Annotated in this window: 13 protein-coding genes and 1 pseudogene; 13 read left to right on the plus strand and 1 reads right to left on the minus strand. The window is 42.6% G+C overall.

All coding sequences use genetic code 11. The features are described from left to right. The first annotated feature begins 28 nt into the window (after positions 1-28). From MMB75_RS06605 to MMB75_RS06665, 13 genes and pseudogenes are all read left to right on the plus strand, one after another. On the plus strand, positions 29-478 hold the full coding sequence (locus MMB75_RS06605; RefSeq protein WP_016820848.1) for an RrF2 family transcriptional regulator: 450 nt from the start codon (positions 29-31) through the stop codon (positions 476-478). Between the two features lie 270 nt (positions 479-748). Beyond that, the gene (locus tag MMB75_RS06610; protein ID WP_045244551.1) at positions 749-1,408 is read left to right on the plus strand and encodes a nitroreductase family protein; all 660 of its coding nucleotides are present in this window, start codon (positions 749-751) and stop codon (positions 1,406-1,408) included. Between the two features lie 102 nt (positions 1,409-1,510). Beyond that, positions 1,511-1,621 carry a DUF6254 family protein gene (locus MMB75_RS06615; RefSeq protein ID WP_014599788.1) on the plus strand — a complete coding sequence of 37 codons (111 nt, stop codon included), beginning with the start codon at positions 1,511-1,513 and terminating at the stop codon, positions 1,619-1,621. Positions 1,622-1,992: 371 nt separating this feature from the next. Beyond that, positions 1,993-3,522 carry a right-handed parallel beta-helix repeat-containing protein gene (locus MMB75_RS06620; protein WP_045244552.1) on the plus strand — a complete coding sequence of 510 codons (1,530 nt, stop codon included), beginning with the start codon at positions 1,993-1,995 and terminating at the stop codon, positions 3,520-3,522. Between the two features lie 313 nt (positions 3,523-3,835). Then, a pseudogene (locus tag MMB75_RS06625) lies at positions 3,836-4,924 on the plus strand (NtaA/DmoA family FMN-dependent monooxygenase); the annotation flags it as partial. 332 nt (positions 4,925-5,256) lie between these two features. After that, a complete protein-coding gene (locus MMB75_RS06630) occupies positions 5,257-7,317 on the plus strand; it encodes a beta-galactosidase (RefSeq protein ID WP_045244553.1) in 2,061 nt (686 codons plus the stop codon). 440 nt (positions 7,318-7,757) lie between these two features. Beyond that, positions 7,758-8,720, plus strand: coding sequence for a zinc-binding dehydrogenase (locus MMB75_RS06635; RefSeq protein WP_016820854.1), 963 nt, complete (start codon positions 7,758-7,760; stop codon positions 8,718-8,720). Positions 8,721-8,836: 116 nt separating this feature from the next. Continuing rightward, positions 8,837-9,154: a thioredoxin gene (gene trxA, locus MMB75_RS06640; RefSeq protein ID WP_025364931.1), complete on the plus strand. Its 318-nt coding sequence runs from the start codon at positions 8,837-8,839 to the stop codon at positions 9,152-9,154. 170 nt (positions 9,155-9,324) lie between these two features. After that, positions 9,325-10,431, plus strand: a complete 1,107-nt coding sequence (locus MMB75_RS06645) for a flavin monoamine oxidase family protein (protein WP_031461494.1) — start codon at positions 9,325-9,327, stop codon at positions 10,429-10,431. A 90-nt stretch (positions 10,432-10,521) separates the two neighbouring features. Beyond that, positions 10,522-11,184 (plus strand): ArsR/SmtB family transcription factor, encoded by a 663-nt coding sequence (locus MMB75_RS06650; RefSeq protein ID WP_045244554.1) that lies wholly within the window; start codon positions 10,522-10,524, stop codon positions 11,182-11,184. A gap of 18 nt (positions 11,185-11,202) precedes the next feature. After that, entirely contained in the window at positions 11,203-11,529 is a 327-nt protein-coding gene (locus MMB75_RS06655) for a thioredoxin family protein (protein WP_045244555.1), read from the plus strand. Between the two features lie 47 nt (positions 11,530-11,576). Next, positions 11,577-11,837 (plus strand): hypothetical protein, encoded by a 261-nt coding sequence (locus tag MMB75_RS06660; RefSeq protein ID WP_225164888.1) that lies wholly within the window; start codon positions 11,577-11,579, stop codon positions 11,835-11,837. 146 nt (positions 11,838-11,983) lie between these two features. After that, positions 11,984-12,472, plus strand: a complete 489-nt coding sequence (locus tag MMB75_RS06665) for an OsmC family protein (protein WP_045244557.1) — start codon at positions 11,984-11,986, stop codon at positions 12,470-12,472. A 119-nt stretch (positions 12,473-12,591) separates the two neighbouring features. On the opposite strand, the gene MMB75_RS06670 is transcribed toward MMB75_RS06665, so the two are convergent. After that, positions 12,592-13,254, minus strand: coding sequence for an ArsR/SmtB family transcription factor (locus tag MMB75_RS06670; RefSeq protein ID WP_045244558.1), 663 nt, complete (start codon positions 13,252-13,254; stop codon positions 12,592-12,594). Positions 13,255-13,336 lie beyond the last annotated feature (82 nt).

Here is a 13,336-nt window from a genome sequence, read left to right on the forward strand (position 1 = left end):
TGAGTAAGCTGGAAGGAGAGAGTAAAGGTTGAAGCAGGAGTATTGTACGCCGACTCAGCACCCAAAGTGGTTTGGACTGGCTGTTCAAGCGCTTGTTATATTGTCGCAGGAAGACAAAAGCATAGCTTGTCCAAGTATTGAACTCGCCAAATATCTTCAGTCGGAGCCTTCTTTGCTGCGCCGCATACTTTCCGTTCTCGCAAAGGAAGGGTTTATCGGGACCCGGGAAGGCCGTGACGGTGGGTACCACCTTAGGAAACCGGCAGAATCTATACAACTGGTTGATGTATATGATGTATTTCGTTCAGGCAGCAGGCTTTCCTTCGGTATTACCGAGACAGCTGGCACGCATCCGCTCGGTAAATGTATGAAATCTACGCTTGAGGATATTACTCAAGAAATGGACGACAGCATACGCGGAGTATTAAGCAAGTACACAATTGCAGATCTCGCCAACCAACTGGAAGCCAAGCTTTAGATGGACCTGGAAAAAGACGGTTGACAGCGGCTTGCTTAGATTTTATACTGTGCAATATAAACCACAGTTAAATGCAAGCCGCGCGCAGCGTTAATTTTTAAGGTTATCTGTGTGATAATGAACACAGTTATGTCTGTGCGCAGAAGCGTAAATATTTTGGATTTTTCAAGGTACTTCGTTTTAGTAGGAATTCAAGCTCTGACTAGCCGCAAAGTCTGAATTTAACTGTGCTGAATAAAAAACAGTATTTATTTAAAAGGAGGATTCATAATGTCAACTTCAATTCATACTGGCCAGAGCTCCGCCTTGTTCGCCGATGTCATCCGCGAGCGCCGCTCTGTGCGTCATTACGACAAATCGGTTCGTCTATCTCACGAGGAAATTAAGGATATTCTGAAAGAAGCGTCGCTTGCACCTTCTTCGAGTAATGTTCAGCCCTGGCGCTTCTTGGTTATTGAAACAGAGGAATTGAAAGCAAAACTGCAGCCCATCGCCTATAATCAATCCCAGGTTACTGAGGCTGCAGCGGTGATCGTTGTGCTTGGTGATACGGAAGGATATAAGAAGCTCGATGAAGTTTTCGGCGAAGCAGTAAAACATGGCTATATAGCGGAAGATACCGCTAAATCGTTCGTAGAAAGATCGATTCATACGTATGCTTCGTTACCAGAGGAAAGCCTTCACAAAGTCATTCATATCGATGGTGGTATTGTATCCCAGCAGCTCATGCTGGTTGCACGTGCTCACGGCTACGATACGGTCGCGATGGGTGGCTATAATGCGGCCGAGCTTAAGCAAGCGTTCGGTATTAGAGACCGCTACATTCCAATCATGCTGATTGCACTCGGTAAAGCGGCACAACCGGGTCATCAGACAACTCGGCTGCCGATAGACGACATCACATTCTTTAACGAGATGCCCGCTAACTAAAAACAAAACCCAACGAATTTAATTTTATGAATGAATAGAGACGAGAAATGACAACTTAAGGAAGTAGTATACATTCACAATTTCCAAAGGAGGATATCTGTTATGGCTCACCAGAAGAGAAGGAAAGAAGCTGCATGGAAGTCACGAAAGCAAGAACAGCATCCCCATGGTAAAATCAAATCGCTCAAGGAATTGTCCAGCGAACAGGATTGAGGAGTATACTACTTGGAAAAGAAGGGCTGTCGATGAAATTTATCGGCAGTCTTCCCATGGTGTGTGATCATAAAGGCCCTTCATACAGGCGGCATCCAATATGTTTTATTTCAGTGGTCAGTGTTATTGGAGGCATTAAGTTAGCTATTCACCCCTGAAAATATACATAATATTTTCAGGGGTGTTTTATTAGGTTTTCTTTGTCAAAGCGAAAAATTACTGCAATTCACCAATGCGTGTGGGGTACTGTCGGCCCTTTTACGGAAAGCTTACCGACGGACGGTAGAGGACGTTCTTCGCTTGCAAGAAGCCGTAAACTGATGATAACGTTAATTAGACGAAAGCTAAATTAGGATGGGAGTTGAAAATTCTTGAAGAAACTCGGTAAATTTTTGCTTGTAGGTTTAAGCTTGGGGTTGGGCCTTGCAATCGGTAATCTACAGACTCCTGCCGCCTCTGCCGCTGGTACCGAATATTATGTGTCGACAATTGGTAGCGATTCCAACGCGGGAACAAGCGACGCGCCGTGGAAAACGCTCCAGCATGCGGCTGACACAGTCTCCCCAGGCAGCAAGGTCTATGTCCGAGGCGGTGTTTACAAGGAGAAACTGAAAATCACCCGCTCTGGCTCCGCCTCGCAAGGCCCCATCGTGTTCGCAAGTTATGGCAACGAAACCGCCATTATTGACGGAACAGGCCTATCGGTCAGCGGGAACGAGGGGTTAATCGAATTGGCCGATGTCGATTACGTTACCATCCAGGGGTTTGAAATCCGCAATTTTACCACAGCTTCCAAGAACGCAGTGCCTACAGGCATTTACGTTCACGGTGCAGGGAGCTTCATCAATCTGTCCGATAACAAAATCCACGACATCAAAAACACGGCCACCCCAACCGGAAAGGACCGGCTGGGACGGGACGCTCACGGCATCGCTGTTTATGGCACGAAAGCTCCTGCATCGATTCACAACCTTACAATCAGCGGCAATGAACTATACAATCTCGTGCTCGGCTCCAGCGAATCGCTTGTTTTAAACGGTAATGTGAACGGCTTTGCAGTGACCAGCAACCTCATTCACGATAACGACAACATAGGAATCGATCTGATCGGCTTTGAAGGAACCGCACCGAATACTGCTTTCGATCAAGTGCGAAACGGGTTGGTAAAGGGCAACCGAGTGTACAATAATTCGGTTCGAAATAACCCATCCTACAAGAGCGATGACAACTCGGCCGGCGGCATTTATGTAGATGGGGGCAAGGACAACATTATTGAGCAGAACTACAGCTATAACAATGACATCGGTGTCGAAATAGCCTCCGAGCATGCCGGCAAAGCCACCAGCAATATTACGGTCCGCAGTAACGTGATATATAACAACCGATTGACCGGCATTGCTATGGGCGCCTATGATGACGAACGTGGCTCAACGGTAAACAGCAAGATCGTGAACAATACGCTGTACAAGAACGATACATTGGACGATGGAAGCGGCCAGCTTTTAGTTCAGTATGATACACGAAACAACGTGATTAAGAACAATATTTTCGTAGCGAGTTCGACTGATGTGTTGATCTACAATGGATATACCCAAAATTCCGGCAATGTTGTTGATTATAATTTATATTTTGCACCTGGTGGCAGTTCGGGAGCCAACTGGACCTGGAAAGATAAAGAATATACGGGATTCGCCACGTACAAATCGGGAACGGGTAACGATGCGCATTCTCTGTTTGTCGATCCTAAATTCGTGAATGCCACGAATGGCGACTTCCATTTGCAGCCCTCGTCACCAGCGATCGATTCAGGATCAACGGATAACACCATCATCGGAACCGAGGATATCGACGGGGAGCCTCGCGTGAAAGGGAAGGCCGTGAATATCGGTGCAGATGAGTGAAACAAAACTAGACTCAAATGAATAGCTGATTTATCCCAAAAGCCCTCTAGGTTCGAGGGCTTTTGTCTTTATACATATAACATTCATAATTTGTGTATTTGTAATTTTTGTAGTTCTTGATACACTATAATTGATAATGAGAATCATTATTGATTAACTGAAAGGTCACTTTATGATCACCGAGCGCTTGTTGCTATGGAGAGGCATTCGTCCTGGATGTTAACTCGGTTGGCTTTGCCTACTTGAGCATACACTGATCGGAACATTTCCTAGGCGCAACATTATTTTTCTATAGAGAAAGGTTGATAGTATTTTTGGTAGTCCTGACCCTACAATGATGTTTGCGGCGATTGCTCGTGAAACCGAGCGAATTGGATAGTGACAACAATTTCCACTACGTTCAATCCGCCGTATGTTGTCGCAAGGCAGCTTCAGTCGTTACACTGGCTCAGCAACGGACGTGCTGGCTGGAATATCGTGACTTCGATTGAAGGGGCAGAAAGTTTCGGTGATTCGCCTATGCCTTCACCGCAAGAAAGATATGCGAAAGCCATGGAATTTACTGACGTCGTTTCGCAAGCTCTGGGAAAGTTTCCCGAACGAAGCAATTGTGATTGATCGGGAGTCAGGCATTTTTTCTGATAAGGATAAGGTTACTTCAATCCATCATTCAGGTGATTTTTTCAGTGTCCGGGGGCCGCTTACTTTGCCTGCCCATACATCAGGGTCCATTCCTTTATTTCAAGCAGGCGCGTCAGATACAGGGCGAAATTTTGCCTCTTCAATAGCGGATGCTATCTTTGCGGCGATGCCGGATCTTGAGTCCGGCCTGGAATTACGAACCGATCTGAGAAGAAGAGCCAAGGAACATGGACGCGATCCGAACGCCATCAAAGTTTTGCCAGGATTGTATTTTTTCTTGGCTGAAACTCGCGAGGAAGCGCATGAATTGCATAAGTCTGCACATGCTCATTTGAGTGTGGAGCGCAGACATGCATCGCTCAAGTCAGTACTTGGCCTTGATTTAAGCAGCTTTGAGTTGGATCATTGCGTAACTGCCGATATGCTTCCCGATCCAAATCAGCCAGTCCGCAGCCGGACACATGCTGAGCTTTTGCGCCGGTATATTACGAAGTATGAGCCTACAGTGGAAGAGGTATTGGCAAGACCTGAGGTCGTTGGTTCTGCACATTGGGTCTCCGTTGGAACGGTTGATGACGTATTGAACGAGATTATTCAGCGGTTTGAGGCTGGGGCTATTGACGGATTTATAGCTCTTCCGGGCGGTTCAGAAGAATCTATGAAAATATTCTTTGAAAAACTGATGCCGCAGTTGGTTGAAAGAGGTTTGTTCAGAAGCGAATACGCAGGTTCTACACTGAGGGCACATTTAGCTATTTAACCTCTAATACTATCGAGGAACGAGAACATTAAAAGTCGCTATTTTGTGGCTTTTTTTTGTTTTAACGGTACAAGCTCTTGATCAAATCGAGGTCAAAATTTGTGTCTATTGCCGGAGAGGGATTTTTTGTAGAGAAAACTGGGAATCGATCAAAACTATTTGGAGAAATTAAAACTAGAGGCTGTTAAACTAGTTTTTGAAGAGAATATAGCCTATCGAAAAAAAGGAGGGCCAATACCAAGTTTCAGTGCAGACTAAAGATATGCGCATTCAAGAGCAATCCAAAAAAAACAATTGTTCGTTAAATGATGAAATAAGAGGAGGTAGATTAAATGAGGAAATCAATCCAAATGGATGAATTGACACTAGGCGTTTGTTATTATCCAGAGCATTGGCCGGAGAAGTTATGGGCAGATGACTTCCGTCGAATGCGGGAGATGAACATATCGGTTATTCGCATGGCAGAATTCTCCTGGGCGATGCTTGAGCCTGAAGAAGGCCGATTTGATTTCAGTTTTTTTCACAGGGTAATGGACTTGGCACATAAATATGGATTAAAGGTTATTTTAGGGACACCGACTGCCACGCCGCCAGCTTGGTTAACACACAAGTATCCTGAGGTATTGAACGCAAACATGGATGGCGTGTTATATAGGCACGGTATGCGGCGGCACTACAACTACAGTAGTGAGAAGTACAGAGATTTCTGCTCAATCATCGTGAGGAATATGGTTGAAGCTTACAAAGATCACCCCGCAGTCATTGGTTGGCAGATTGATAATGAACTGAACTGCGAGATGAATGTGTTTTATTCCAAAGCAGACCATATTGCGTTCAGGGAGTGGTTAAAGGGACGGTATGGCTCACTCGACAATTTGAATAAGGCTTGGGGGACAATATTTTGGAGCCAGACTTATACCGATTGGGAACAGATATATCTAACACGGACGATGGTCAACAGTTCACCTAATCCACATCTTGCGTTGGACGAGAAACGTTTTATATCTGCAAATGCGATTTCTTTTGCTAAGATTCAAGCGGAAATCATTCGGAAACTTGCGCCACACCATTGGATCACTACTAACGGAACTTTTGGACATCTGGATAGTCACGAGTTAACGGATAAGCTTCTAGATTTCTTTTCATACGATTCCTATCCTCAATTTTCGACGATATTTCCTGGGGGTGACGAAGACCCGCTTGCAGACCGTGCATGGAGTATGAACTTGTCTAACGTCCGATCTATTTCGTCGAATTTCTGCATCATGGAGCAGCAGGCTGGGCCGGGGGGATGGGTTGATCGGATTGAGATGGGTTCGCCTAGACCGGGACAAATCCGGCTGTGGTCGTATCAGTCGGTATTGCACGGAACCGATTTACTAGTCTACTTTCGTTGGCGGACAGCGACAATGGGCACCGAAATTTATTGGCATGGAATTAACGACTATCACAATCAACCAAATCGCAGAGTGCGTGAAGTAGCTCAAGTCGGTGAGGAATTTGCCAAGATCGGCTCCTTGATCGCGGGTACAACATACCAAGCCGAAATCGCCATCATGCAGGATTATGATAATATCTGGGATGGAGAGTTTGACAAATGGCATGGACCTCTTCAGTGGCAGAGTCAGCGATCTTGGTATAAACAGCTTCAATACCGTCATATTCCAGCGGATCTTATTACACTCCGCAAGGAGACCATCATGGAGGATTTGACCAAGTATAAGGTAATTGTGTATCCGCATCCAGCAATCATGACTGATGAAACAGCTGACCTTCTCACAAAATATGTTGAACAAGGCGGGACCATAATCTTTTGCGCGCGTACCGGCTATAAGAACACGAGCGGACAATGCTATATGCGACCATTCCCAGGACCTGTGGCTGAGCTTTGCGGAATAAATGTTGAAGACTTCACTTTAATCAAGGGTAGCGTTCTTCCAGCAGAGTTGCATTGGGAGGGCAGCCGGTTACCTTTAGGTACAAAGGCTGTTGGTTTTAATGAAATTCTCAGCGTAAAGAAAACCGAAGTGGACATTGTAGCAACGTACTCAACTGAATATTATAAAGGTGAGCCTGCATTAACAAGACGCATAGTCGGTCTTGGAAAAGCATGGTATTATGGTGCTGCCTATAGCGAACCGGTAGTTGATTCCCTTATAGATGAATTGGGCTTAACTTCCCCGGTTACTGACTGGCTAGATGTACCGAGTGAAGTTGAAGTGGGGATTCGAGCTTCAAACGGAACCTCTTATCTCTTTTTGCTGAATTACTCGGGTGAATCGGTCATCATCACGATGAAGAAGTCGAGTAAAGATCTTTTGACTGATACATGGATAGAAGGCGAGGTTAGTATGCCGCCTTATGGAGTCATCATTTTAGAGTTATTCGTTTAATAGGCGTGTTCACGCCACAAATCATCAGGAGGTGAGAAGTGCCATATACATATTGTTAACCAGAGTGTGAAGGGGGAATGGAAGCCAACAGTGAATCATGCAGATTTGACTGCAACATTAGAGGGATATTCGGGTGGTCTAACAGTACGTATTTTTTCAGCACTGTAGCTTTTTACTTTGTCATTTTCATAATATATTAATAATTACACATATATTATTGCAAGGAAAAGGCGCTATTTAGCGTCTTTTTTGTTTCAACGGAAAAAGTTATTAAACCATATTGAGGACAGGATCTTGTTCCTTATATTATACCAGCTTTGCCCAAAAAATAAGCGGAATGCAACCAAAATAATTTTATTATTCAATTAAACAATTAAGTAATATTAAACTATATCATATACTAAGAAAGTTCTATAACAGAATCTAAGGAGGTCAATCTTATGACTATGATGAGAGCGATACAAGTTCCTGCTAAAGGCGAATCCATGAAATTAGTTGAAATTCCTATTCCCGTACCTGAAGAAGGGCAAGTACTTCTCCGTATAGAAGCGTGCGGCGTATGTAACGGTGATTCCATGGCCATTGGTGGTGCTTCCCCAGAATATCCGCGGATACCAGGCCATGAAGTGATCGGAATCGTGACGGAGTTAGGATCTGGATCTACCAGATGGGAAATCGGACAACGAGTAGGTATTGGATGGCATGGAGGACATGATCATGTTACCGGCCTGACTATGGATGGAGGCTATGCTGAATACATGGTAGCATTTGAAGATAGTCTGACCCACATACCTAATGAAGTGTCTTCTGAAGAAGCAGCTCCTTTGATGTGCGCAGGAGAAACTACATTTAGTGCACTGCGAAATAGCTCAGCCCGACCAGGGGACCTCGTTGCGATTTCCGGAATTGGTGGACTTGGTCACTTGGCTGTACAATACGCAAAAAAAGCTGGGTATCAGACCATAGCAGTATCTCGTGGTAGTGATAAAGAGAAGCTTGCTCGGGAACTTGGGGCACATTATTATATTGATTCCGAAAAAGAAGATCCTGCTAAAGCTTTACAAGCGCTAGGGGGAGCAAAAGTTATTCTTGCTACAGCACCAAATGCAAAAGTCATTTCCACATTAATTGATGGGTTAGGAAAAGATGGAGAGCTCATTATTGTAGCCGGTTCTGGTGAACGTTTAGAACTGTCTGCCATGGACTTTCTGAAGGGCCCCCATACTGTTCGGGGTTCGTTTACAGGACGATCGAAGGAAATTGATGCGGCAGTTCGATTTAGTGTACTGACCGATGTACGACCTATGATCGAAGTTTTCCCGTTGGAACAAGCTAGTGAAGCATATGAAAAAATGATGTCGGCTAAGACACGATTCCGTGCCGTGTTGAGCATGACCAAATGATAAATCCTTCGCAAATCTCTTCATTCTTGACAGATATAGACTTCAGTTTTATAATTCAATCAATCAATTGAATAATATATGATTGATGAAAATTATATTTATTGGAGGTATTTCTAATGGGAGCAACTGCATTGACAAAAAATACGTTTTCAAATCAAATCCAGTCCGGTGTGACCTTGGTAGACTTTTGGGCTCCATGGTGTGGGCCTTGTAAAATTCAGCTTCCTATTGTGGAAGAATTAGCTGATGAACTGAAAGGACAGGCGACGTTGGCAAAAGTTAATGTCGACGAAGAAACCGAATTAGCTTCACAATTTGGCATTCGAAGTATTCCAACTTTGTTGCTGTTTAAAGATGGTAAGCTCGTTGATACCATGGTTGGTGTGAATCAAAAAAATGTTCTTAAGGACAAAATTCTTAAATTGGCTAATTGATATGAAAATCGACAACATTATAATGAAATAATGTTGTCGATTTTTTGCTCTTAGAGCGCCCCTTTCAACGTAGCGGATACAATTTGAGAGTGACTCAATATCATCATATAAAGAAGATAATCTTTTAACATATGTGACTCCCTGCTGAAACATGGAGAAGGAGAGAAACAATGAGAAACCAAGTTAAAAAAAATGCTCCGGTAATCATCGTTGGTGCAGGTTTGAGTGGACTTCGCGCAGCATCGTTACTCACCGCTCACGGTATAGAATGCATTGTTTTAGAATCGAGAGATCGTATTGGTGGTAGAGTTTTGACTTTAGAGGTTTTAGACAATCCTGAACTCGGAAAATTCGATCTTGGACCCACATGGTTCTGGCCACGCTCTGAGAAAATTATTACTCAGCTCACGAAAGAACTGGGTTTGGAGACTTTTAATCAATTTAACGAAGGACGAATGCTCCTAGAACGCTCCCAACATGAAACACCACAACAGCATCTTTTGCCAGAGGGGGCAATGGAGCCCTCGCTAAGATTTGTTGGTGGAGTACAGTCTCTGATTGAGGCGCTTAGTGCTACTTTGCCGTCAGGAGCAATCCAGCTCAATACACGTGTAACTTCGATTCATCAAGAAGAAGACGGTACAATCTCCTTAGAAGCCAATGGAAAACAATTTTACACAACTGCAGTGATTATCGCTATTCCACCACGGCTGGTTGAAAAAAATATTAAATTCGAGCCAGAACTTCCTTATGAACTGAAGTCTTTTTTAATTGATAAACCAACATGGATGGCTGGTCAAGCTAAAGTGATTGCCATTTACGACCGACCATTTTGGCGTGAAGCTGGACTCTCCGGTTTTGCATCAAGTTGGGTGGGCCCTTTACAAGAAATTCATGATGCTTCACCAGGTACAGGAACAGGTGCGCTATTTGGATTTTTTGGTTTACAGGCAAAAAAGCGGAAGATTTTGGGCGAAGATAAACTCATGCAGCTTGTGTTGGAACAATTGGCTAGACTTTATGGGCCTGCTGCCGAGAATGTAAATACACTACTATTTAAAGATTGGTCAAGCGACACCGATACAGCTGTTGAGGAAGACGCCGAACCACTTCGTGACTATCCAAATTATGGCCCTGTTTACGGAGATCCTTGGGGAGAGGGCATATTTTTTACGGGCACTGAGACGGCTGATCAACAGGGAGGACATTTGGAAGGGGCGATTCAATCAGCTGATCGAATCGTAGCAAGATTTTTAGAACGATATGATGAAGCATAGTACAGATAGTTGTAAAAAAACGGTCATGCTTCGCTAACTTAACATGCTATTGAATATGAAGTGTTTCAGATAAAGTTTGGGGGCTTCAAAATGAAAGAAACAGATATCAAAGATCGATTATATCAACAATTTTCTCGAATCGGGAAATGTTTATCGAGTGACAAGCGCTTAGAGATCATGGACATTTTGTCCAATGGTCCAAAATCAGTTGAAGGTTTAGCAACACAAACGGGTATGAACGTTGCAAATGTCTCTCGTCATCTACAAATCTTACTGGATGCTAAATTGGTCAAGTGCTACAAAAAAGGGACATACGTCATATACAGTATCGGTGACCCTTTAGTAATTGAATTTCTATCTTCTTTGTGGAGAATATGTGAAGATCGACTATCTGATATAAAGCAGATTAAAACTGAGTTGGAATTACAATATCCAGAGGTTCAAACCATCACCAAACATGATTTGTTAGAAAAAATGAAAAAAAAGACTGTTATTCTTCTAGATATTCGTCCCACAGATGAATATGATGCTTCTCATATTCCAGATGCCATTTCAATACCATTAGACCAACTTGAGAATTACCTGAAGACAGTTAATAAAAGTACTATAGAACTTGCCGCATACTGTAGAGGCCCATACTGTTCGCTGGCATCTCAAGCGGTTGATTATATGCTGAAGCAAGGGTATATGGCTTATCGAATTGAAGAAGGAGTTCATGATTGGAATGTGTGTGAGGATCATAAGTATCTTTAAGAGAGGAGCAGTTTTATTATGAGTGTAGTGGAACTGACATCAATAGAAGAAATAGATTCCTTTATCGAAATTAATCCTTTGAGTATGTTATATGTAACCCAAGAAGATTGTAACGTATGCCATGCCATTTACCCCAAGCTCAAAACAATGCTTAAACTATATCCTAAATTGGCTCTTGCTCGTGTTAATGCTAGTCAAGTGGAGGAAATCACAGGAAGATTTTTGATTTTTTCTGTACCGACAATCTTGGTTTTTCTTGATGGGAGAGAATATCTACGCGAAGGGCGTTTTGTTCAATTTGAACAATTAAAAAAACAATTACAGTTATTGTCCGATGAAGTTTAATTTTTCGATGAAAAACAAACGATGCAAAAGCATATCTTCAAATTACATTGAAAATTAATGCACCAGAACGTGAGGCAGCTGCAAAGGTTTATACAACTTATAAAGAGCCTTTCCTCTCTGGTATTCCCGGTGCGGTTTCTAAAGAATTGCTTGTACGTGATGAGGATGTCCAAGTTTTGCATGGCTTTAACAGTGAAAGCGATGCCAAGGCTTATCTCGAAAGTGATCTATTTAATAATGATGTTGTTGTTGGACTCAAAGACCTGCTTCAAGCTGAGCCAGAAATCCGGATTTATAGCACATTCTAGAAATTGATTTAGCACACTCTGACTATTTCAATTAGGTTTAAAATCAGGAAAGAAACCGACAGAGCACAGCTGTAATGTCGGTTTCTTTCGTTAAATAGAGCAAACTATAAGTTTTGGACTTACAATACCTAAAAGGGGATGTTAATATGGCAGAAAGGATAATTAACATGAATACGGTTTGGTACAAAGATGCAAAGGGCGATGGACGCATTAAAAGTGACAATCTCCAAACTCAAATTGCAATTCCAATCCCCAAAGGGGGAAGTGGTAAAGGGGCTGAACCACAACAACTTCTTATCTCTTCTGCGGTGGCTTGTTACACGATGACCTTAGCATATATGTTAGACAAAAATAAACTTCCTGTGACTGGATTCTTTATGGATACAGAAGGTAACATAACTCAAGGTGATCAGTTAAGTATTACCCACCGCCCGCATGTTGTTCTGAATCCAGGAGCAACCCATGAAGACGTAAGCATGACAGAAGATTTTATACAAAAAGCAGAAGAAAATTGCCATATTGGTCAATTACTAATAAAGGCCGGCGTCTCCGTAGGAACTCAAGGAAAAGTAACCATTGATTCTGGAGAGGATCTTACAAGTAGCTATATTGCAGAACACGGATTGGAATGGTAAGTTTAAGCACCAATTTTTAGTAGTATTTTTCAATCTAATGAAGTGGCCTAATGTGCATCACCAAAAAGACTTCAAAGTCACAAATATGTGGGCTTCGAAGTCTTTTTTATTTGTTACTGTTAGTGAAAATGTTCCTGCCACTCATTCAATCCGTCTTCCATACGATACGCCTTAAATCCCTCAACTTGCAATTTTTGCGTAGCAAGTGCCGAATAAACGCAAAATGGCCCTCTACAATAAGCGACCACTTCAGCTTCCTCTGGTAAATCTCCCATTAATATGTCTAGGTCTTCCATAGGCATTGAAATGGCTCCTTGAATATGTCCTGTTTCAAACTCTTCTTTGGGACGCAAGTCAACTAAGATAATGGAGTTTTCATCTAGTTTTTTCTTTACTTCATCCATGGATAGGGTATGAATGTCATTCAAGTTGTTTAAGAAGTCATCTTTCATTTTCCCGATATCAGGAATTTGTTTCTCACTAATCTTCCACAGTGAAGAGAGAAAGTCAATGATCTCCGGGTCTGCTAGCGAGTATATGGCGTAAGTTCCTTTCTTTGTAAACTTAACAAGCTTAGCGTCCAGTAACACCTGTAGATGACGAGAAACATTAGCTATATTCATATCCGTACATGCGGCTAATTTCTCCACTGTTCTGGGACTTTGTGATAGTACATTCAAGATTTCAAGACGTTTGTCACTTGATAGACATTTACCTATTCTAGCCAGTTGCTTATATAGATCTTCTTTGAAAAGCTTTGCGCACTTTAGCATATCTTCCATTCATTTATAACCTCATTTCAACTTGGTGACATATGTTAAGGATTCTACACTTTATATTTTGACCAATATGGCAAATCAAAAA

It is taken from the genome of Paenibacillus sp. P2(2022) (genome assembly GCF_029522175.1).
Lineage (GTDB): Bacteria > Bacillota > Bacilli > Paenibacillales > Paenibacillaceae > Paenibacillus > Paenibacillus polymyxa.